Annotated in this window: 19 protein-coding genes and 1 pseudogene; 14 read left to right on the top strand and 6 right to left on the bottom strand. The window is 59.1% G+C overall.

Annotation, left to right across the window (positions count from 1 at the left end):
• Positions 1-16: 16 nt before the first annotated feature.
• From exbB to N5D20_RS11735, 7 genes and pseudogenes are all read left to right on the top strand, one after another.
• Positions 17-778 carry a TonB-system energizer ExbB gene (exbB, locus tag N5D20_RS11765; RefSeq protein ID WP_004132614.1) on the top strand — a complete coding sequence of 254 codons (762 nt, stop codon included), beginning with the start codon at positions 17-19 and terminating at the stop codon, positions 776-778.
• 57 nt (positions 779-835) lie between these two features.
• On the top strand, positions 836-1,261 hold the full coding sequence (locus N5D20_RS11760) for a biopolymer transporter ExbD (protein ID WP_012509603.1): 426 nt from the start codon (positions 836-838) through the stop codon (positions 1,259-1,261).
• Positions 1,262-1,264: 3 nt separating this feature from the next.
• Positions 1,265-1,678 carry a biopolymer transporter ExbD gene (locus N5D20_RS11755; protein WP_032129281.1) on the top strand — a complete coding sequence of 138 codons (414 nt, stop codon included), beginning with the start codon at positions 1,265-1,267 and terminating at the stop codon, positions 1,676-1,678.
• Between the two features lie 101 nt (positions 1,679-1,779).
• On the top strand, positions 1,780-3,240 hold the full coding sequence (cls, locus tag N5D20_RS11750; protein ID WP_197578846.1) for a cardiolipin synthase: 1,461 nt from the start codon (positions 1,780-1,782) through the stop codon (positions 3,238-3,240).
• 40 nt (positions 3,241-3,280) lie between these two features.
• On the top strand, positions 3,281-3,550 hold the full coding sequence (locus tag N5D20_RS11745; RefSeq protein ID WP_049436128.1) for a hypothetical protein: 270 nt from the start codon (positions 3,281-3,283) through the stop codon (positions 3,548-3,550).
• A 9-nt stretch (positions 3,551-3,559) separates the two neighbouring features.
• The gene (locus N5D20_RS11740) at positions 3,560-4,303 is read left to right on the top strand and encodes a pyridoxine 5'-phosphate synthase (RefSeq protein ID WP_197578845.1); all 744 of its coding nucleotides are present in this window, start codon (positions 3,560-3,562) and stop codon (positions 4,301-4,303) included.
• A gap of 142 nt (positions 4,304-4,445) precedes the next feature.
• Positions 4,446-4,682 (top strand): annotated as a pseudogene (locus N5D20_RS11735) (radical SAM protein); the annotation flags it as partial.
• Between the two features lie 159 nt (positions 4,683-4,841).
• On the opposite strand, the gene N5D20_RS11730 reads toward N5D20_RS11735, so the two are convergent.
• The gene (locus N5D20_RS11730) at positions 4,842-5,066 is read right to left on the bottom strand and encodes a helix-turn-helix transcriptional regulator (RefSeq protein ID WP_012478633.1); all 225 of its coding nucleotides are present in this window, start codon (positions 5,064-5,066) and stop codon (positions 4,842-4,844) included.
• An 80-nt stretch (positions 5,067-5,146) separates the two neighbouring features.
• On the opposite strand from N5D20_RS11730, the gene N5D20_RS11725 reads away from it, so the two are divergent.
• From N5D20_RS11725 to N5D20_RS11695, 7 genes are all read left to right on the top strand, one after another.
• Positions 5,147-5,482, top strand: coding sequence for a hypothetical protein (locus N5D20_RS11725; protein WP_012478634.1), 336 nt, complete (start codon positions 5,147-5,149; stop codon positions 5,480-5,482).
• Between the two features lie 150 nt (positions 5,483-5,632).
• A complete protein-coding gene (locus N5D20_RS11720; RefSeq protein WP_021204599.1) occupies positions 5,633-6,724 on the top strand; it encodes a PA0069 family radical SAM protein in 1,092 nt (363 codons plus the stop codon).
• A gap of 413 nt (positions 6,725-7,137) precedes the next feature.
• Entirely contained in the window at positions 7,138-7,812 is a 675-nt protein-coding gene (locus N5D20_RS11715) for a hypothetical protein (protein ID WP_229298499.1), read from the top strand.
• Between the two features lie 118 nt (positions 7,813-7,930).
• Positions 7,931-8,404: an NIF family HAD-type phosphatase gene (locus N5D20_RS11710; RefSeq protein WP_021204601.1), complete on the top strand. Its 474-nt coding sequence runs from the start codon at positions 7,931-7,933 to the stop codon at positions 8,402-8,404.
• A 619-nt stretch (positions 8,405-9,023) separates the two neighbouring features.
• The gene (locus N5D20_RS11705; RefSeq protein ID WP_012478638.1) at positions 9,024-10,325 is read left to right on the top strand and encodes a tyrosine-type recombinase/integrase; all 1,302 of its coding nucleotides are present in this window, start codon (positions 9,024-9,026) and stop codon (positions 10,323-10,325) included.
• Positions 10,326-10,415: 90 nt separating this feature from the next.
• Positions 10,416-12,257 carry a hypothetical protein gene (locus N5D20_RS11700; protein WP_021204602.1) on the top strand — a complete coding sequence of 614 codons (1,842 nt, stop codon included), beginning with the start codon at positions 10,416-10,418 and terminating at the stop codon, positions 12,255-12,257.
• Positions 12,258-12,295: 38 nt separating this feature from the next.
• On the top strand, positions 12,296-14,368 hold the full coding sequence (locus tag N5D20_RS11695) for a hypothetical protein (RefSeq protein WP_005414981.1): 2,073 nt from the start codon (positions 12,296-12,298) through the stop codon (positions 14,366-14,368).
• Here the strand turns inward: N5D20_RS11695 and N5D20_RS11690 are convergent.
• The 5 genes from N5D20_RS11690 to N5D20_RS11670 form a co-directional block, all read right to left on the bottom strand.
• The gene (locus N5D20_RS11690) at positions 14,331-14,756 is read right to left on the bottom strand and encodes a hypothetical protein (protein ID WP_146033496.1); all 426 of its coding nucleotides are present in this window, start codon (positions 14,754-14,756) and stop codon (positions 14,331-14,333) included. The genes N5D20_RS11695 and N5D20_RS11690 overlap by 38 nt on opposite strands.
• A gap of 244 nt (positions 14,757-15,000) precedes the next feature.
• The gene (locus N5D20_RS11685) at positions 15,001-16,422 is read right to left on the bottom strand and encodes a UvrD-helicase domain-containing protein (RefSeq protein ID WP_012478642.1); all 1,422 of its coding nucleotides are present in this window, start codon (positions 16,420-16,422) and stop codon (positions 15,001-15,003) included.
• Positions 16,412-18,139, bottom strand: coding sequence for an ATP-binding protein (locus tag N5D20_RS11680; RefSeq protein WP_005414983.1), 1,728 nt, complete (start codon positions 18,137-18,139; stop codon positions 16,412-16,414). Before N5D20_RS11680 ends, N5D20_RS11685 begins: the two co-directional genes overlap by 11 nt.
• Positions 18,140-18,825: 686 nt before the next feature.
• Positions 18,826-20,160 (bottom strand): MFS transporter, encoded by a 1,335-nt coding sequence (locus N5D20_RS11675; RefSeq protein WP_005414984.1) that lies wholly within the window; start codon positions 20,158-20,160, stop codon positions 18,826-18,828.
• A 165-nt stretch (positions 20,161-20,325) separates the two neighbouring features.
• Positions 20,326-20,565, bottom strand: a complete 240-nt coding sequence (locus N5D20_RS11670; protein ID WP_005414985.1) for a hypothetical protein — start codon at positions 20,563-20,565, stop codon at positions 20,326-20,328.
• Positions 20,566-20,568 lie beyond the last annotated feature (3 nt).

The raw sequence follows: 20,568 nt of genomic DNA, 5'->3' as shown, positions 1-20,568 counted from the left end.
AACAAAGGTAAGCGTCATGCTGCAGGAAATTTTCATCGCCGCTGCTGCCGGGGGCAATCCGTCCAACGCCCTGTCGCAGATGGGCTTCGAGCACCTGATCCACGAAATGACCACCAAGCCGGGTGATTTCGCGGTTTCCTGGGTCGTGCTGCTGACCCTGGTCGTCATGTCGGCCATGTCCTGGTACTGGACCGTCATCAACATCTTCCGCGCCACCCGCCTGAAGAGCGCCGCTGATCGCGTCGTCAGCCTGTTCTGGGATACCCCGAACGCGCAGGACGCCATCCGTGCGATGGAAGAACAGCCGGCTTCCGAGCCGTTCTCCAAGATCGCCCTGGACGCTGCCCAGGCTGCTGCCCACCACCAGCGCGCTGAAGGCGGCGCCACCGGCGGCGTGGGTGAGAACCTGAGCCGTTCGGAGTTCGTCGACCGCGCCCTGCGTCAGGCCGTGACCCGCGAAAGCAACAAGCTGCAGTCGGGCATGACCCTGCTGGCCACCGTCGGCGCGACCGCTCCGTTCGTCGGTCTGCTGGGTACCGTGTGGGGCATCTACGGCGCGCTGATCAAGATCGGTGCCACCGGCTCCGCTTCGATCGACGCCGTTGCAGGCCCGGTGGGTGAAGCGCTGATCATGACCGCGATCGGTTTGTTCGTCGCGATCCCGGCCGTGTTTGCCTTCAACTTCTTCAGCAAGATCAACAGCGCGACCATCAGCAAGTTCGATACCTTCGCGCACGACCTGCACGACTTCTTCGCCACCGGTTCGCGCGTCCGCTAATTGCGACGCGCTGTACCCAGCGAGAACGTAGTCAACACGATCTAGACGGAGCCCGTTATGGCTTTCAGTAGTGGTAACAGCGGCGGCCCCATGGCCGACATCAACGTTACGCCCCTCGTGGACGTGATGCTGGTGCTGCTGATCATCTTCATCATCACGGCGCCCCTGATGTCCCACAAGGTCAAGGTGGATCTGCCGGAGGCCAACCTGGTCCAGAAGCCGGACGACACCAACGACCGCAAGGGCCCCATCACCCTGGCAGTCAAGGAAGATGGCTCGATCTACTGGAACGACGAAGAAATCAACAAGCAGACTCTCGAGTCGCGCTTGGCGACCGCCGCCCAGCAGACCCCGCAGCCGCCGTTGAACCTGCGTGGTGACCGCACCACCAAGATGCGTGTCATCAACGAGATGACCAAGATCGCGCAGGAACAGGGCATGCTGGACGTCGGCTTCGTCGCGACCAAAGAGAAGGGGCAGTAAGCCATGGCATTCAGTAGTGGTGGTGGCAAAGGCCCCATGGCAGACATCAACGTCACGCCCCTCGTGGACGTGATGCTGGTTCTGCTGATCATCTTCATCGTGACCGCGCCGATCATGACGTACCCGATCGCCGTGGACCTGCCGCAGCGCGTGCTCAACCCACCGCCGCAGCTGGTCGAACCGCCGCCGCCGATCGAACTCAAGATCGACGCCAGCAACCAGGTCTCGTGGAACAACAGCCCGATCAATGCGAGCGAGCTGCAGCAGCGGATGGAGAACGAGGTCCAGAAGGACCCGACCAACCAGCCGGAACTGCGCATCGACGCCAGCCCGGATTCCGAGTACGACGTGATGGCCAAGGTTCTGGCTGCCGCGAAGAACGCTCAGATGAAGAAGATCGGTTTTGTGCAGCAGTAACTGCTACACCGCAATACAACAGTCATGACGCGACTGCAGACGCCCCTGGAAACAGGGGCGTCTTTTTTATGCCTGACAGCCTGGACCGTTATGATCGGCGGATGCTCGCCCTCTTCGACTCCCTGCGCCACTGGCTCGACGGCATCGCCCACCTCGGCACGATCCTGGCGGTAGCCTACCTGCTGTACCTGTTCGCGCTGGCGGGCTGGATCATGCTGCAGAAGCGCGAGCCGGTGGCCACACTGAGCTGGATCCTGTCACTGGCGCTGCTGCCCTACCTGGGTCTCTTCATCTATTACCTGCTGGGCCCGCAGAAGGTGAAGCGGCAGCGCCTGCGCCGTGGACGCGCGCGGTCGGGCATGGAGCACTACAGCGACGTCTGCCCGCCCGATGCCGACTGCACCGAGCTGGCCAAGGTCGCGCAGGCCACGACCGGGCTCGCGCCGAGCAGCGCCACTGAAGTGACTTGGCTGGTGGACGGCGCGGCAACCTACGCGGCCCTGCTGGACGCCATCACGCAGGCCCGCGATCACGTCCACCTGGAGTACTACATCTTCAACCCGGACCACGCCGGCACCGCCCTGCGCGATGCCCTGGTCGAGCGCGCCCGCGCGGGTGTGCAGGTGCGCCTGCTGCTCGACGCGGTGGGTTCGTCGGCCCTGCCCCGTCGCTTCCTGCAGCCGCTGCTCGATGCCGGTGGCGAAGCGATCTGGTTCCACCCACGGCAGCTGCTGAAGCCGTTCAAGCGCCCGTGGTTGAACCTGCGTACCCACCGCAAGCTGGTGATCGTCGATGGCCGCCTCGCCTTCACCGGTGGCATCAACATCACCGACGACGAGGATGAAAGCCGCAGGGCGGATGCCTACCGCGACCTGCACATGCGCATCCGCGGCCACGTGGTGCGCAGCCTGCAGCTGGTGTTTGCCGAGGACTGGCTCTACGCCAGTGGGCAGGACCCCTCGCGCATGGACATCGCCCGTCTGTGGCCGGCGGACATGCCGCTGCGTGGCGATGGTGCCATCAACGCCCAGGTGCTGGTCTCCGGCCCGGACTCGGGCTGGGAAACGATCCATCGCCTGCATGTGGCGGCGATCCAGGAAGCGCACGAGCGTGTCTGGCTGGTCACGCCCTACTTCGTGCCGGGCGAAGCGGCGCGGATGGCACTGACCTCGGCCGCGCTGGGCGGGCTGGACGTCCGCCTGCTGGTGCCGAAGATGAGCGATTCCTGGTTCGTCACCCAGGCCGCCCGCTCCTACTTCGACGAGCTGCTGCATGCCGGGGTGAAGATCTACGAGTACGGCCCACGCATGCTGCATACCAAGGCCTTCATCGCCGATGACGACGTCTGCATCGTTGGCAGTGCCAACTTCGACCACCGCAGCTTCCGGCTGAACTTCGAGCTGTCGATGATGATCAGTGACCGTGACCGGGTGGCTGCCCTGGCCGAATTGCTGCAGGGCGAATTCGACCGTTCCACGCGGGTGCGCGACCAGGCCGGCCGCTCGTTGTGGCTGCACCGCCTGCCCGAGGCCTTCGCCCGGCTGGCCTCGCCGCTGCTCTGACGCAGCGCTACACTGCGGCCATCACCCGGGGAGCCCCACTATGTACTGGTTGTACCTGCTGCTGGCGCTGGGCTGTTTCGCCTTCGCGCTGAAGACCCCCAGCGCCGGGCTGATGACCCTGTGCCTGCTGGCCGCCCTCGCCTTCCTGCTGGCCTGGGTACGAGGCCGCTACGTGGCCCGCTTCGGCGATCTGCAGCGCGATCCGTCCACACTGGTCGATGCCGACGAACTGCGCCGCCTGCGCGAGCAGGCCCAGGCCCGCCCTGGTGACGACCACAACGATCACGATCCATCCCCTCTTTCCAAGTAGTTCCGTTCCATGACCCAGCTCAGCGTCAACGTCAACAAGATCGCCGTCCTGCGCAATTCGCGCGGCGGTGCCGAACCGGACGTGGTGCGTGCCGCCCAGGCCTGCCTGGATGCCGGCGCGCATGGCATCACCGTGCACCCGCGACCGGACCGCCGCCATATCACCGCCGAGGACGTGCTGGCCCTGTCCACGCTGACCCGCGCGCGTGGCGTGGAGTTCAACATCGAAGGCAACCCGTTCGCGCCGCCGCGCGAGGGCTATCCGGGGCTGCTGCCCCTGTGCGAACAGACCCGTCCGGCGCAGGCCACCCTGGTCCCCGATGGTGATGGCCAGATCACCTCCGACCACGGTTTCGACTTCGAGCGGGATGCCGAGCGGCTGCGCCCGCTGATTGCCGAACTGAAAGCCATGGGTTGCCGCGTCAGCCTGTTTGTCGACGCGGGCAACCCGCTGCTGGAACAGGCGGCCGAAGTCGGGGCCGATCGCATCGAGCTGTATACCGGCCCCTACGCCGAAGCCCACGCGGCCGGCGATGCTGACGCGATGCTGGCGCTGTTCGCCACCGCCGCACGCCGTGCACAGGCCGTCGGCCTGGGCGTGAACGCCGGCCACGATCTGTCGCAGGACAACCTGCGCGATTTCCTGGCCCACGTGCCGGACGTGCTGGAGGTGTCGATCGGCCACGCGCTGATCGGCGAGGCGCTGTATGACGGGCTGGATGCTACGGTGCGCGGCTACCTGGCGCTGCTCTGATGCATTGCAGCCGAGCGTAGGCTCGGCTCTACAAGGTCTCTGCATCCACTGTAGAGCCGAGCCCATGCTCGGCTCAGCACCGCCCTGAACCCTTCAGGCGGCCGTCGCAGCCATTGAGACGGCCACGACGTACGCTGCCGCAATGGGTATTGCGATCAAGGGCCGAGGTTCCACGTCCCACCTTGCCGGGCGCTTTGAAAGCACCGTCAGCGAGGCGGTGGACGACGGCTGGGCGGTGGACGAGAGCGAGGAGTTCCTTGCCCCGCGCCTGCGCACCGAGGTGCGTGCCGAGACCGCGCGCAGCATCATCACCCGCAACACCTCGCCGGACGTCGGCTTCAGCCAGTCGGTAAATCCCTACCGCGGCTGCGAGCATGGTATCAATACCCCCTGATTGTTCACTAGATAAATCCATATAGATCAACAGGTTAGAGAATAATCAGTAAACACATTGCTATCGGCACAATCCCCCGCGCAGTGCCGGCCAAACACGCCCATCCTGGAGAGGTTGGCCAACCTTCGTGGTCTGCAAAGAGTGTTAGAGCCCTGCGGCGCGCAGCAGGGCCGACATCGAGGTACCCATGCCTTTAGCAACTCGCTCCAAGGTAGCGAGAGTGAGGTTCTTTTCGCCACGCTCGATCTTGCTGTAGTAGGCGCGGTGCATCTGGATGTGGTCAGCAAAGGCTTCTTGGCTGACACCCAGATCAATGCGATGCGCGCGGATCACATCTGCAAGTTTCGCTTGGTTCGTATGCTCGACCATACGAAGCAGCTTGTGGTTCCAGTACTTTAAAGACTACGCCTCTAAAGGTAGTCTACTTATAAGTACTAATTGCATCTCCCATGAACTTTTACCTCGTATGTCCGGAACTGGAGTTCACTCTTGAGCTTCCCTTTTCTCCCATGGGCAGGGAGCAGGTCGCTATGCAGATGCGTCGAATGCAAGAAGAGGAAGGGCAAGCAAGAGGCTTTGAGTACCGCCTGGCAGAAGAGCTCTCAAAGCTCATCCCCCAGCTAACGGATTGGGACATCAAGCCGCCCACGGGTGCACAGATGGCATATGCGACTTCGCTCTGCGCACAGTTGGGCATTCCACTGCCTGCAGCAACACGTCGATCGCGGGCATTGATGCAGATCTTCTTGGCGGAAGCCAAAGCGCTCCATGGCCAACGCAGCTGATAAAGGCCTTGCCAGCCGAAGCTGTGGATAAGCCTGGGCAGAACCTACTCGCCAAACGACCGTATGGCCTACAGCTAGCTGAATTTCACGGTGTTGCGGCGCCTGTGGTTAGCAATAATACTAACGGCCCGACCTTCCCAAGTTGTCGCCATGGAACAGGATGCTCGAAAGGCCCAAGTTCCCCTCAAAGGCAGAGGGGCCGCATCGCGTGTCCCAAGCCGTTTCGATACCACTGCAACAGTGGGAGTCGACGACGGCTGGGAGTCGGTCTACCAGGAGATGGAAGACGCGCCACCGCTGAGAACTCAGGTGCAGGAAGAGCGAGCGCGCACAGTGATCAGCCACAACTCATCCCCTGACGTTGGCTTTAGCGCGTCGGTCAACCCGTACCGCGGCTGCGAGCATGGCTGTGTTTACTGTTTTGCTCGCCCTTCTCACTCCTACTTGAGCCTTTCACCAGGCTTAGACTTCGAGACGCGCCTGTTTGCAAAGACAAATGCCCCGGAGCGCCTCAGAGCAGAAATTAGCAAGTCGAACTACAAGTGCACCCCGATTGCGTTGGGGATAAACACAGACGGCTATCAGCCGATTGAAAGGAATTACCAAATTACACGCCAATGCCTTGAGGTGCTTGCTGATGCCAAGCATCCGGTGAGCTTCGTCACCAAGAGTGCCTTGATCACCAGGGACGTCGAACTGCTGGCGTCGATGGCCAAGGATCGGTTGGTTACGGTCTACTTCTCGGTCACCACGCTCGACAGGAAGCTATCTGCAAAACTGGAACCACGAGCTGCTGCTCCCCACGCAAGGCTGCGAGCAATGAATCAGCTGCACGAGGCAGGAGTACCGGTAGGGGTTTTGATCGCGCCGGTCATTCCCATGATCACCGACCATGACCTAGAAGCCATCCTTGAGGCTGCTCACGAACACGGCGCTCGGGCAGCAGGCTACGTGCTTCTCAGGCTACCCAACGAGATTAAGGACATTTGGAGAGAATGGCTCGAGCTGCACTATCCGGACCGCGCTGCGCACGTGCTTAGCTTGATGCGACAGATGCATGGTGGAAAGGAGTATGACGCCAGCTTTGGCACCAGGATGTCCGGAACTGGCCCTGTAGCGGACTTGATCCGGAAGCGCTTTGAAAAGAAGCATCGTGAACTCGGTTTCACTAGGCTGCCAGCGCTGGCCACTCATCTTTTTCAACCTCCCCAAGACAAGTCGCCACAGGGGCAACTTTTCTAGCCGAACGGAAAACGAGGCTAGCATCAGTACAAAGCTATGGATGCAGTCCGAGCGGCGCCTACAGGGACAGAGCGTCCTAGGTTTCTGAGTACTGATACCATCTCCCCGAAAAGGAAATAGCATCTCCTCCGCAGCAAGCTTAGACGGCTTTCCAAACATATTTGGTTATCCCGCTTCCTCATGAAAAGGACCAGCGTATGCCCAAGCAAGTGAGAGGTTTATCAGTCTACCGAAGCACGATTGAGCGGCTGCCACAGTTTCGCATTCTTAGCGGCCCACTCACAGAACACCAAGCGGCGATGCTGGGATTCGACGACCTTCCGCTCGCAGGCGCTTCCATTGTGCCAAGCGCCGAAGGACCCGCGACGTTATTCAATGCCCGAGGCAAAGAGATCATCCGAAAGGACCTTCCGATGGTCACCAAGTCTCGATCAATCAATACCTCGTGGAAGGACTGGCACGGACACACTCACCACGGTACTCAGACAAGATCCTATGAGACCTATCCCAGGGAATACGTTGCACCACCTGGTGAATTCCTCACTGCTGTAGATACAGACAGTGGTATCGCAATGGCTACTAGGATCATTGACCGGACGGAGCCAGAAGAGAGCATTGCAAACCTCCTCAACATCTACCTGGAATGCTTCCAACACTTCGAAATCGTTGACCCGGACCTCGCGGTGCCGGTCAGGGTCGAGAAGATCAACTGGCGCATTCTCCCTCCGGGGAAGTTCCCGTTCGATAGAGCGATGCAGGTATTGGATAGTTATCTGAAGCAGTTGACCGACAGCGACCGCGCAGTCGCTAAGCAGCGCATCCGGACCATCACTCGTCACGAGCCCGACTTCATGGCAGTCGGATTAGGCGGTTTCAGTGAGTACATCGTTTTTGGGTTCACGGGAAGGAATCGATACGTGTTCGAGAGTCCCGAGTCAGGCAATGCCACTTACATCTTCAGGAACGAGTGGGAGGCGGTGTCTCAGCTCACCAAACGCCAGATCCTTCAAGAGCAGCTGCAGGAGACCAGGATCATCCACACCTCGCGTTGGGCCGTAGAGGTCTCAGAAGCAATCCAACGGAAGTGAAGTGGTTGGGCAAAGTTTCAGAGGGGCGTAGCCCGAACCGGTACCCTGTGACCCACGCCATGGATAGCTACCTACCGATGCGTTTACTCAGGCTTAGAAGCTTAGACAGGAACTCCCAATGAAGCCAACCATCCTGGCACTGGACCTCGAAGGCACGCTCATCTCCAACGCAGTCAGTCAGATTCCTCGCCCTGGGCTTCACCGGTTCCTAGAGGATGTCCGATCGCAGTTCGAGGAACTTGTACTGTTCACTACGGTTCCCGAGGCACTTGCAAGAAGAATTGCCGGACTCCTGGCTAGGGAAGGCAGTGTTCCGGCATGGTTTGTCGAGCTTCGATACATCCACTGGTCTGGAAGGACAAAGGATCTTTCCTATGTCTCCCCCCACGTGGGTGAAGCCCTTCTCTTGGATGACCATGGCCCCTATGTGCATGATGGGCAGGAGAGACTGTGGGTCGAGATCCCGCTGTTCGGCTCCCCGTACTCGTCAGACGATGACGGGTTGCAGATCGCAGCTGAACGCCTGACCGATCGCATCATTGAACTGCAGAGTGCATCCGACCTTGGCCACATGATCGCCGATCATGGCTGAGCAGCGCGTTGTCTCGATGGCTCGTTGAAAGAGCGCGTATGCAGCGGCCGTCCTCTCGCACATTCGGCACAGTTAGGGATCAGCACGCGGGCAGCACTCGAGAAACTCTTTGATAGCGTCGCTCCGGAGAACCCGGAGACGGCCAACCAAAGGTTGCCAGCAATCAAAAGTGGTGCAGTGGCGTTGCGGCAACCTTACCTTTGCCGGCAGCAATTGAATCGGTAGCTCCAGGCGTACCCACTGCCCAGCCAACACGCTTCCCTAAAGAACGCGCAGTAGCAACCGCGGCGTCTCCCGATTGATGATGTCAACTCACTGCCAGCCTTGGGTAGCCATTGACCGCGCGCTACCGATTGCCGCGCCAAGCGGACACCAACATTGGTACTGAAGGAGCAAATCTAGCCTGCGCGACGAACGAACCCACCTCTCTGTTGCGCACTTCCCCCGTACCAGCGAGCAGGTCTTCCTTCACACCGAGCGTACCAGTAGGGTCACGATCACGCGTAAATATATGAATCAATGGAAGTAAAAAGTAGGCATGATTCTCATTTCAGTTGTTAACGTACCGTAAGGCTCACAGCAAAAAAAACTTTCCGTATACCTGATAGCTTTCGGCGCCATGGTCTATGACGTCGAAATATGCACCGCACGTGCAATCGCTTCGGAAGCGACAGGAATCAAGTGTGCGCAAGGCGTACCCTTACCCGAAGGCTTCTGCTTTTTGGTCAGCAGGTCTGATGGAACGATCGTTCAGCCCGCTTTTGAATTCTTTGCAGATGCCCATCTAACGATCGGTCCAAAGCCAAAGCTTGCCTGCAGCAAGAACACAACCGCAGCTATCGCGGCTGACCTCACCGACTTCCATCACTTTCTTGACGCAAGAAAAAAGCTCGTTTCCGACGTAGATGAGGATCTCCTCAGATCCTATGCGGACACCTTGACTGACCTGGACTCTGCGGTGACCTTGGATAAGCTCGCCGCCGCGACTATTCATCGAAGATGGTCGACCGTGACCAAGCTAATCGCATTCTGCGTGAAACGGGGATACCTGAGGAAGGCACCAGCGCTGCTGAGCAAGCAGACGAAGCGAGGAACTGTTCAAGTTCTCGACGTTGGCGTCGACCTTCCCGGGCTGAACGACGCTGACGAACTCATCACTGCGCTCCATCCCGAGACCGTCGTCGGTATTCTTGACGAACTAGGTCCAAACCCTGTGCTCGAGCGAAACGGTCTGGTTGAACTGGCATACGCAACCACGGCGCAGCGATTGATGGCTGAGCTTTGCTATCAAGCAGGACTGAGGCGGGCGGAAGTGTGCGATCTCAAAGCGAAAACCATCCTTCAGGCCCGTACGGAAGGGCGCGATCCTCTCACTGCAGTCGCCATCCCCGTGCTCGGGAAAGGTAACAAGAAGCGCAATGTTCCCGTTCCAGTCTGGCTACTCAACGCGTTGAAGCGCTATGCCAAAGGTGTTCGGCAGCGCCTCGTTGACCTCCGACTGGGATACCACAAGCTCGAGGATCACGGCGTCCTATTCGTCCTCGACGCAAACAACCGCAAGCATGCGGGCAATCCGATAACCCCGCAGATCTTCGACCGGCATTTCGCCCAGGCCAAGGACAGGCTGCTCAAACGGCTCTCCAAAGAGCGTGACCTGGCTCGCTACGAATCCACGCAGCGCGAGCGAATAACCATTCACGCCCTTCGACACACCTTCGCCTTGTACACGTACATGGAGAAGCGCGCAAACGGTGACATGGATGCGATCAAGTATGTTCAGTCGGTACTGGGACACAGTCTCAGGGATACGACTGAGTCCATCTACCTGCGAAGCGCGAACGCATTCGAGAGCGAAACCAGGGAATCGATCAGACTGCACCTTGAAGGTCAACCCTTTATGCGAATCGGCGTCGAGGCCTGACGAGTTGGAGCTCACACGGCTCCACGGCCAGCATACGCACTACTCCTCGCATGTGACCGACTCACCTTATCAAATCAGATTGAACACGGATTGGAGCGTTACGTGGCAGGAAGAAGATCCGCCCAGCTGCGGCACGCCGTAGTAGTTGAGGAAAAGGTAGGCAACACAAAGAAATGGGATGTCCGCGAGAGCGCTGGTCGCCTAGAAGTCGCGTTCAGGCGCGCCGGAGACCTGCGCGACAACATCGTTAATCTCAGCCGGTGGAAGGGCATAGGTGCAGCGGCACCGCTCTTCGCCGAGGCGTTCTGCCGAGCTAACAAGAACAGCAGGGAGACGACTAGATCCTCTTCAGCTAACAACATCGTGAGTGGCCTGGTGCAGTACCTAACCGTAAAAGGGGTAAAGATAAGCGGCCCAGACGACACTCCAATGGATCTCGGCGAGTCCTTTCTAACGTATCTGAAAGGTAGGGATACCACGCACCCGACAGTTCTCTCGGTGGAGACCCAGCGCCACTATTACGGGACCTTCAAGAAGGTCGTTCTTGCGCTGCACGAGATGGATCCACGGTGGAAGGTGATCCGTATTCCGCCAAAGCCGTTCGCAGGACTGCCACGGAAGAGCAAGCCGAAAGAGCTGGACCGTGCGGCTTGGGCCAACGTCATGAAGGCGGCGGTCGAAGAATGCATATCGACAATGGACGAAGTGTGGCCGCTTCTAGATAGGGTTCACAGTGCCCTCGCTCAGAAGAAAAAGGGCGACGCTGTATCGCTAAGCGATCCGGCAGAGGCAATTGCTCAAATATTGGCAAACTTTGACGGTCATCTTCCTCGCCAAGGCGCGGTTCACAAGCTCCCAGGCGTAGGAAAGATCAGCGAAAGCGAGTACTTCCGTCTGAGGAGACTAGCGCACCCGATCGGCGGCGATCTGATCCCATTCTTTCTCGTACTAGCCATGCACTCGGGCTTCAACGAGCAGCCACTTAGAACACTCACCCTGAATGGCATATCGGAGCACTACCCGCTTGGACAAAAGCGAACGGTGATCAAGTCCTCCAAGCGCAGGGCTGGAAGTTCCGCTCAGGGCGCGACACAGCGAGCAGCCTTCCCCGCTAGCGATCACCCGCTAGCGCCTGAAAGATTGATCAGTTTCGTTATTGCTTGGACCAAACGAATCAGAGACTACGCTGCTGGTGAGCTTGCCAATGACTTCTTCCTCCACGCAGTTTCCGAAGGCGGGCGGCACAAGCGCCGAGGAATGCACATCGACTCCTACTCAGCCAGAACCGACGACGTGACCACGCGGGTGACCGGTTACATCACGTTGTTCTGCAAACGAAGGGGGCTTAAGTACTCTGGCTCTCAAGCAAACAGGCTTGCGTTCTCCGAAGCGGTTGATGGGCTGACCGACGGCGACGCCTTCGAGCTCCGAGCAATGCTAGGCCATCGGCTACTGTCAACTGGTCAAGACAGTTACCAGACAACCACGATGCAGCATCGGCAAAAGGAACAGCTGGCAGGAGCCATGACCGCACAGGAGCGCTGGGTGACTTCAAATGGAAAGATCGACACACGCTCCGCCCGAAGTGATCGTGAGCAAACGGCAGCCACGCAGGGCTTCTGCTGTGCAGATCCATTCCAAAGTCCTCAACCAGGGCAGCGCCATGGAAAGCTCTGCACCAGCTATGGTTCCTGTCCTGCATGCCCGCTCGCCGCAGCTGATCCAAACGAAGCCTACGCGCTCGCGCGCTTTCTTCAACTGCAGGAGCTATACGAAGAAGCCAGGGCAGAGCTCGGCAGCGAGATCTGGAGGCGAAAGTTCGAGAATGCCTATCTCGCTCTCCGCGATTCATGGATCCCAGCAGTGAGCACAACTGCGAATCGACAATCAGCGATGATGATCATGCTGACGCCCCTGCCTGGACTTGAATAGTCCGGCTGTACCGCCACTAGCGAATCAATTCTAGAGATATGGCTATGCCCGCAGCAAGAAAGGTCGAAACAGCGCAGGCAGCGACCCTGCATCCTTCCTTCCAAGTTGACTATGACAGTGATGTCTGGACCTTTGCCCAGACCACGGTCGGCCAACAGAAGGAGTTTGTCACAGTTGACTGGGCAATCCCTGTGGCACGCGGAGAGTTGCTCACGGACTACAAGCACAGAGGACTGCTCTCTGAGCTGAAGTGCTACCTCAAGACCGCCATCATTGAGGACACCGTACGTATGACGGTTGGGTCTATCCCTGGCACTTACATGGGCATGAGGGAGCTGGTGAAGTTCATGGGAGAGCGGGAGATCCACTCCCTCTTCGATATCACCACGGCGATGAGCTGGGACTACGTCGAAGGTCTCGAAGAGCAGTACATGACGGCCCGAAGTGATGCCGGTCGAGACAGGGCGTGGACGCATGCGACCGCCTACAAACTCATCCATCCACTTACACAGATCTACGAAATCGCGGACAGCTTGCGCGCCAGAGGCGGACAAGCACCGTGCGAAGCGCCGTTTGACGGAAGAAAGACCTACGACGTCGTGACAGAGCCGCTCGGGCTTGCTCGAACGGGTGGATTGATGCCTGTCCCGGACGAGATCTCGGTACCGATTCTTTCCTACGCATGTGAATGGATTGAGTACGGCTCGGAGGATGTGATCAGACTTCAGGCTGAGGTCATCCCGATGCTGATCGACGCAAGAAGTGCTACGGGACCGAGACGAATCGCCTGCTTTCGTCAGATCAAACGGCACATCGAGGAGTTCCAGATGAGCCCGATCCCAGGGACACTGACACCCTGGCATGAGCCATTGGCCACCATAGATCGGATTGATGACGCTGGTGACGAGCGCGAGATTAGCGGAACTCAGGGCCTGAGACGCCTAATACTAATGACTCAAAGCGCATGCAGTGTCTTGCTGCAGGGATGCACCGGGATTCGAGCTCATGAGCTGATTGGCCTCTCCCTGGACCACGATCCGACGCTACAGCACGGTGTGGTCAAGTCAGTGACGTCGCTAGACGGACTAATGGAGGTGTTCTCCATCTGTGGCATTTCCGCCAAAAGGGAAGCGACTCGCCATGAGTGGACTGCCGGACTGCGCCCGTTGGGCACGAATCACCTGCCGATCGTGCTGAAATCCGTCGAGGTGCTGGTGCGGCTAATGGAGCCTTGGCGAGCACTATCGGGCACTAAGTCACTGATGCTCAGCTTCTCCCACGCCAAGTCCCTTCCATCGGGTCCCGATGGAATCGGCCGAATGACAGCATCCAGAAATTCTCTGCTGCAACGTGAGTTTGCCGTCGAAGCCCTCACGAAGAAGCGTGGCATCGAAACGACGCAAGCTGTTTACGAGGTGAGGTACCTACGCCCGCAGCGATGGAGGATCACCTTTGCGCACTATGTGTTCCGATCCAAGCCGGAACTAATGCCAGCGCTACGGACGCACTTCCGTCACATGAGCGAGCAGATCACGGATCAAGGGTACATTGGAAACGATGCGGCTCTGCTCGAGAACTTGGAAGGAGAGAGAGTCATGGAGACCTCTCGGTTCCTAGTTCAAATCACCCTCGGCAGGCCGATCGGAGGTGGACCGGCGCAGCGTCTTCTCATGCAGCATGCCGAATCAATGACCGAGGCACTGTCCAAGATGGACGGAGAGACGCCGATCGATAAGGCCGTGGCATACGTGAAACTCACCGACCTGCGGATATGGACAGGGACCTACGCAAGTTGCCTGATTGATATGTTGCCTGACCGTTCCAGCTGCAACCCACAAGCAAGCCTCCTCACTGTCCGCGCCTCGCCGAACTTCGGCCTACGGTCGCCCGGCCTGTGCGCGGGGTGCAAGTGCTGCATCATCCTGCCAGAGCATAAGGACTTTTGGGAGGATCGCCTCCTGAAAAATCAGGCCATTGTCCAGATGGAGCGGACCAACTCTAGGGATCAGTATTCCAAGATTGCTATGAGCCGTGTTGTTCAGAGTCGAGCAGTGCTGAGGATGATATCCAACGCTACCGGGGACGCTTCCGATCGTTCCGGCGAAAGTTGACGACATTTGCTCCATCGTCTCTCTTGGTACTCTGCTTCTGAAGCCGGGACACTGCGAGTTGGAGAGATGCGTTGTGGATGTTGGTCTTGTAAAGCAGAGCCTTCAACCTTGCGTTCTCAGCCTTAACCCTGGCGAGCTCTTCAGCTACTGAGCCTCGCCTCTCCTCCTCAGCCAGCTCCTGAATTCTAAGCCAGACGTGCCCAAGTCGAGCGTGCCTTGATCCAAAGCTCCCTCTATTTACTCCTGCCTCTGCCGCGACCGCGGTAGGCGTGATGATCCGATGACCTGCGGCCATCTTTGCCTTCAGCAGTTCATTGGTCGGGCGTCGCTTCACCAGGCGGTCAAGAGCGGCCAATGCCTTATCCTCTACTGAGTTGGGTCTGCTCATTCTGCTGTCCGCTGACGCATCATTGGTAAGCAGATAGCCTACGCCACCTTCGCCGCCCAATCATCTAGGTGGGACAAGGAGAACCTTGAAATCAATCCTGATGCAGTCGCTGCCCGGCGAGACCCACGTTCTTCAGACCCAGATGTTCAGCAACGACTTTGGGACAAGGTCCATTGTGACCATTGCAATGATGAAGCGCCGCAAAGCTTCGTGCCTGATAGGGCGCAGAATGGTTAGGTTGAGGCTATGGGGTCGGGGTCAGCGTTGGGGTACTGGAGCAGATCACCAGCCCTTTCGCACCACGCGTGAGGGCTACATAGAGGTTCTGCACGCTCATGCTCTCCGGATAGAGGACCACGGCAATGTCTGCCTCGAGACCTTTCAGAAGGAGAGTGCTGCCGACTGCTCTGCGCGCAATGGGGCGGCTGAGGTGACGATTTCGCTCGCGGGCATGAAGTGCGGCTCCTAATAGATCTTGCTCTCCGTTGATAACGCTTCGCATGGCTGATCGACAGCAGTGCAGAATCTCGGGCCGATAGACCCGAGTGCCTGTCTGTTCGGCCAAAGCGTCCACCAGCCGCAAGGCGCGCGTCATGGTCCGCTCGGACTCAAAGGCGACTGCCTCAGCTTCTACAGGAGTTGGAGGTGTCCTGGCTCTCCCTCTACGAATGGTACCGACACGCGTCACTAGATTCGCCGTGCCGACGCCCGTCATCATGAGAGCGGAGAAGGTGGCCAAGTCTTGCAGCGCACTAGGAGCCTGAAGATTGAATTGCCTGGCGAAGTTGACGAGGTCTCGCATGTCCACGGCTTCTACCGCCATTGCCCCAGGCGTTTGGCTGGTGAGTTGGTGGCGGCCTTGAACATTCATGGACTCGCCAATTACCAGAACCGTTCCTTGGCTACCAGGCGCATTGGTCCGTGCCGCAGTCAATCTTTGCTGCACTTCACTACCGGCAACCAGCTGGATCCAACGAACGGATGACGGAGCCGTAGTTAGATCAATGGGTAAGCCGGCCGTAAGAGCATGCCTTTGGGATAGCAGCCACTGGCCCAGCTCTTCATTACCTGCAATTTGCCAGCGCCAAGGGGTTCGAAGGCTACCCGCTGCTGGGAAGGACGATTGAACGTCTTGTTCCCAGTGAACCAGCCGATTTCCGCCAAATCCGAAGATGGCCTGCAGAGGGTCACCGAGGACGCACGTGGGCAAAAGCGCAGCGAGGGTGGACACGATGGAGTGCTGAACGGTGCTGCAATCCTGATACTCGTCAACCAAAAGCCGGGCGTAAGTGGCTGCGATGGGTGCAGCGATATGCCCCGAGTCCAAGAGTTGCCGGAATGATTCACGGATCGCGGGGTAGTCGCTACCCGCGTTGTTGAGCTCCAAGAGTTGGGGATGATGGCCACTGCGCGCCGGGAACTTGGCGATGAGACGCATAGCGAATCCATCAATCGTCGACAGCCGATAGGCAGAGCTGGGCACCCCCGCGCGTTTCAAGCGTGTCCTCAACGCGGTGACGCCAGCATTTGTGTGAGTCAGAACAAGGATCGGTCTGTTCCCAGAGTGGGATGCCAGCGCCTCGGCAATCAGCTGGGTTTTGCCGCATCCTGCTGGGGCGGTGATCGATCCGCGTTGGATAGCTAGCAGATCGATTTCAGGCAGCACGGGTAAAGGCCCAGAGTTGGTCTACTACTGCCTTGAAGCTAGCGTCCGCGTTTGCGTAGCCCCGAGAGACGATATCCAGGACGATTGACTGGTAAGTCGTAAGCGACTTGAACCAGCTATTCTTTTTGATACGGGAGACTTCGCCAAGCAGTACGCGAATATCAGGCGGATAGGGTGAATTCGGCCTCAGCGCTTCGATGGACGCCAAAGTTGTTAGACCGTTCGATTTGGCAACCAGCTGTTGGTTCATAAGATCTTCGCCAACACGCTCTTTAGCCTTCAGGAGCAGGGCATCAATCGATGTGTCAGGAAGGCAGAGGAACAGCTCGTCCTCCAACGTCATTCCTGCCCGCCAAGTCACGAGGCTGCCGCCTGATTGAAGATATGCTTCTGCAACACCTGGAGCGGCAGGTTTGTCAGCGTCTATGAAGACGAGGACTCGGTAACCCAGATCCATAAGCGCAGTCGCTCGGGCAAAAGCGTTGTCCGGAGTGCCTCCGCCTGCATTGACGTATGCACCACCTAAAGCCAAGAAAGAGGATTCTTTGCTGGCTACCCCCCATAGATCGAGGCCACGCACAAACCCTACCTCGCTTGCTCCCTCGCACACAATCACAGACTTCGCCAGAAAGGCCTCCGGGTCAGTGCGCAGCGTGCTTTGAATCTCGTCGGTCGAGCCAGCGGAAATGACGACATGGCCAGCCGGTCGTGGCCGAACTACAAGCAGCTGCTCACCTGAAAGCTCACGAAGTGCCACAGGGGAGTGTGTTGTGAGAAACGCTTGGAGAGGCGGCGGCGTCTCCTTGGCTCCCAAGGAATCCAGCAGCCGCATGAGCCGATGGGGCTCTAACCCATATTCCACCTCATCCACCAAGGCAATCGGCGCTGACTCCGCCGCGGCCCGTTGAAGTCCCGTCACCAAGAGTCGAGAAGAACCCGTACCAAGGGACCGAAGGGGGATGCCTGCCTCGCTGTGAAGCGCGATGGCGCCTTCGCCGATGGAGACGGAGTGCGAGTCGAGTAAGGCCTGCGGCATCGATCCGACGTCAACTCCAAGGCTCTGGGCAGTTGTCCGGACGATTCCGAGTGTCTGACTCAGGTGGGGCGATGCTTGAGCGCCAAAGTTGGCGCGCGCCTGACGCGCTGCTAGAGCGAGCTGGGCTCCCAATTCTGCGCGCTCGTCTGTTAGCCGGTTGAGCACCGACCCGCGGCTCCAAGATAAGTTGGAGCTTGTAAAGCTGCCGATGCGTGCCGGAGCTAACACGATGCGTTCTTTCCAAGGCAGGCTTCGTTCCAAGCCTTGTTGAAGCGACCTATCGGAGATCAGCGTCCAGCTGGGCTCAAGGTCCGCCCCGACTTGAAGCAGCAGCGTAAGCACTGTCTCCAACCCCGCGGCGGGTTCGTCTTCTAGGGTGTCAAATACCGAATCGAATCCTCGCAAGAAGTCGCCATAGACATCAATGTCCATCAGCGATGCCGGCAGTTCCCCGAATGTCACGGCAATACGAATGGGCTCTGAGACATCGAGGTCAAAAAAGTCCATGTCGCCGAAGGAAATGCTTCGTCGAGCACCCAAGCACAGGTCGATGGCATCGAGGATGGTGGACTTGCCACTATCGCCAGGACCGATCAAACAGTTGATGCCCGGGGCGGGCGACCAGTCGAGCGCCTTGATGGATCGAAAGTTCCGAATGGCCAAATGGCGAATTCGAGGCATGGGGCGTCCTGTAAGAGGCTTGGTCAACGGTCCGTGTAGGACGCAGACTGACACCAACTCCTACTACGCCCCTGAGGCAATCCTAGCCCTAAAGCGTTCTGCCAGTCATTGGCTCATTGGTGGAACTTGGCGCCACGCCGAGCTGCTTCGCGAACTTCCCTAACCTGTAACGCGGCAACACTGAGAGAGCGGTTCCAGGTCGCTTCTTCCGTGGTCACCTGCCCGCTTGCAGGCGACGGAGGTCCGTTCATCGCCAACAGCGGACTTCCCTGAGCGAAGGAAATTGGTTCGCGAAGCTGAATAGGCTTGAGCTGGTGTCCGCCCGGCGCGCGGCGGTGCTAGGATTCGGCCATGGACATCGGTCGGACAACCTTAACCGTCGGCGTCGCCATAGTCGCGGTTTCTTGCGGCGGGTCCCAGGGGCGCTGGACTGCCTTTGTCTATCCGCCCGGCGCGTCCACTCAGGAAGTCCGTCACGCTGTTTATGGCGATTACGACACCTTCGAGCATTGCCAGGCGGCTGCAATAGCCGCCCTGAGAAATAGCCCTCCACTGCCAGGGGCGCAGGAAGTGGGATCTTACGAATGTGGGCGCGCGTGTCGATATGACGTCGATATGGACTTGTACGTCTGCGACCAAACTCGCAAGTAGGTAGCTCCGTGCTCGCCGCCCGCCTGGCGCCTTGGTCAGCCTGGCCAGCGTGTGTGAAGTTGATCGATGACAAACCGGTGACGGTGCGTGCCATCCACGTCTCGGTGTGCCAAGAGGTGCGGGTCGTCCTCAGCAAGATGTTCGTGCTTATGCGCTATCTCCTCTGGATCGTGCGCCGGCCATCTGCGCCACGCGGCGACCAAACCGAGTGTGGCCAGAATCCCCAAGGCGGCCAAGGCAACATGCAAGCCGTAGCGCGCACCAACCCACCCGGCGAGTGGATAGGCGATCAACCAGCAAACATGCGATAGGGAAAATTGGGCAGCGAAGAGGAATGGTAGATCGGCGGACTCAGCCGAACGCCGCAGCAGCCGCCCGCCGGGGGTAACCAAGCCGGCATACGCCATGCCCAGCAGCGTCCAGGCCGGAATGACCGCCGTCCACCCGGGATGTCCCTTCAGGGCAAACCAGACGCCAAGGAAGGTAACCAGGACAACTGACATGAACAGTCCTGCAGCCAACATTACTGTCCGGTCCGAAATGCGGTCGAGAACCTTCGGAAGAAGAAGTGCGACCAGCATGGACCCGCCTCCGAAGGCCGCCAGCGCCCATGCAACCTGCTCCTCCGCCCCGCCCAGAACGGTGCGGACCATAACCACCGTATTGACGAACACCATCGCGCCGCCGGCTGCGGCGCAGAGGTTCAACGCGAGCAGGCCCTGCAATCGCGGTGTGCGGAGGTAGATTCGCATTCCACGGATGGCTCGGGCATAGGGACCGTCCTTGGAAGAGACCGCAGCGAGGGCCGGGAAGGTGGTGGACGCGACGAGCAGCGCCGAGAGGATGAAACCTACCGAGGTACCAGCGAACAGCCCGTGGAAGCTAATGATCGTCAGCAGTGCGGCAGCAAGCGCCGGGCTCAGCAGGCTTTCAAGGTCATATGCCAATCGGGAAAGTGAGAGCGCACGGGTGTAATCACGCTCTTCTTGAAGAATTTCGGGGATGGTGGATTGAAACAGCGGCGTGAAACATGCCGATGCCGACTGCAGCACAGCGATGAGGACATACACCTGCCAGATCTCGGTGACGAAGGGCAGGCAGACCGCCACAACCGCACGAACCAGATCGAGTGCGATCAGCACCCGCTTGCGCAGCCGTGCAGGGACCAACGCTCCTGAAACGGGCGCCAAGGTCACGTACACGACCATCTTGATCGCCAGCGCGGTGCCCAACACCGCTCCGGCCTGGCTGCCAGCGAGGTCGTAGGCCAGGAGGGCAAGGGCGACAGTCGCCAAGCCGGTTCCGACCAGGGCGACTATCTGGGCACCAAACAGGCGCCGAAACGCCGGGTGACTCAGTACTTCGAGCATGGGATTGTCCTGGTAGCAACGTTCTGACGGCACCAACCCGTGTGCGCCCTTTTGCCCGGATTCAGGGCAGAGGCGGCAGACAGGCGGAGTGTACGCCCACCACTGTTCGGGTCGAGGTGACGACCCCGCCGGAATGGCAGGGTCGTTGGCTAAATCCGAGTGGATTTACTTCTTCTTCGGAGCTGCCTGTGCGTCGCAACGTTCCTTCAGCGCCTTGGTCTGGGCATCCTTGAGGTCCACCTTGTACTTCGAACGGTCGGCAAGCTGTTCGCAAGTCGTCGGCTTGGCCTTGGGAGCAGCCGGGGGAGCCGGATCGGCATGGAGGGCAGGATCATGAGCGGATGCCGTGGTGAAAAGGGACATGCTGAAAAGCAGGCCGGCAATTACTGCGCTATGAGTTTTCATGTT

Origin of the sequence: Stenotrophomonas sp. GD03877, from assembly GCF_029840555.1 — a bacterium.
Taxonomy (GTDB): domain Bacteria; phylum Pseudomonadota; class Gammaproteobacteria; order Xanthomonadales; family Xanthomonadaceae; genus Stenotrophomonas; species Stenotrophomonas geniculata.
Note: the sequence above shows the minus strand (reverse complement) of the source record. Positions and strands in the feature narration are given on the sequence as shown.

Bases quoted from the DNA above. Each gene is read 5' to 3' on its own strand.
- exbB (WP_004132614.1), top strand. From the start codon at position 17: ATGCTGCAGGAAATTTTCATCGCCGCTGCTGCCGGGGGCAATCCGTCC.
- N5D20_RS11760 (WP_012509603.1), top strand. From the start codon at position 836: ATGGCTTTCAGTAGTGGTAACAGCGGCGGCCCCATGGCCGACATCAAC.
- N5D20_RS11755 (WP_032129281.1), top strand. From the start codon at position 1,265: ATGGCATTCAGTAGTGGTGGTGGCAAAGGCCCCATGGCAGACATCAAC.
- cls (WP_197578846.1), top strand. From the start codon at position 1,780: ATGCTCGCCCTCTTCGACTCCCTGCGCCACTGGCTCGACGGCATCGCC.
- N5D20_RS11745 (WP_049436128.1), top strand. From the start codon at position 3,281: ATGTACTGGTTGTACCTGCTGCTGGCGCTGGGCTGTTTCGCCTTCGCG.
- N5D20_RS11740 (WP_197578845.1), top strand. From the start codon at position 3,560: ATGACCCAGCTCAGCGTCAACGTCAACAAGATCGCCGTCCTGCGCAAT.
- N5D20_RS11730 (WP_012478633.1), bottom strand. From the start codon at position 5,066: ATGGTCGAGCATACGAACCAAGCGAAACTTGCAGATGTGATCCGCGCG.
- N5D20_RS11725 (WP_012478634.1), top strand. From the start codon at position 5,147: ATGAACTTTTACCTCGTATGTCCGGAACTGGAGTTCACTCTTGAGCTT.
- N5D20_RS11720 (WP_021204599.1), top strand. From the start codon at position 5,633: ATGGAACAGGATGCTCGAAAGGCCCAAGTTCCCCTCAAAGGCAGAGGG.
- N5D20_RS11715 (WP_229298499.1), top strand. From the start codon at position 7,138: ATGGTCACCAAGTCTCGATCAATCAATACCTCGTGGAAGGACTGGCAC.
- N5D20_RS11710 (WP_021204601.1), top strand. From the start codon at position 7,931: ATGAAGCCAACCATCCTGGCACTGGACCTCGAAGGCACGCTCATCTCC.
- N5D20_RS11705 (WP_012478638.1), top strand. From the start codon at position 9,024: ATGGTCTATGACGTCGAAATATGCACCGCACGTGCAATCGCTTCGGAA.
- N5D20_RS11695 (WP_005414981.1), top strand. From the start codon at position 12,296: ATGGCTATGCCCGCAGCAAGAAAGGTCGAAACAGCGCAGGCAGCGACC.
- N5D20_RS11690 (WP_146033496.1), bottom strand. From the start codon at position 14,756: ATGAGCAGACCCAACTCAGTAGAGGATAAGGCATTGGCCGCTCTTGAC.
- N5D20_RS11680 (WP_005414983.1), bottom strand. From the start codon at position 18,139: ATGCCTCGAATTCGCCATTTGGCCATTCGGAACTTTCGATCCATCAAG.
- N5D20_RS11675 (WP_005414984.1), bottom strand. From the start codon at position 20,160: ATGCTCGAAGTACTGAGTCACCCGGCGTTTCGGCGCCTGTTTGGTGCC.
- N5D20_RS11670 (WP_005414985.1), bottom strand. From the start codon at position 20,565: ATGAAAACTCATAGCGCAGTAATTGCCGGCCTGCTTTTCAGCATGTCC.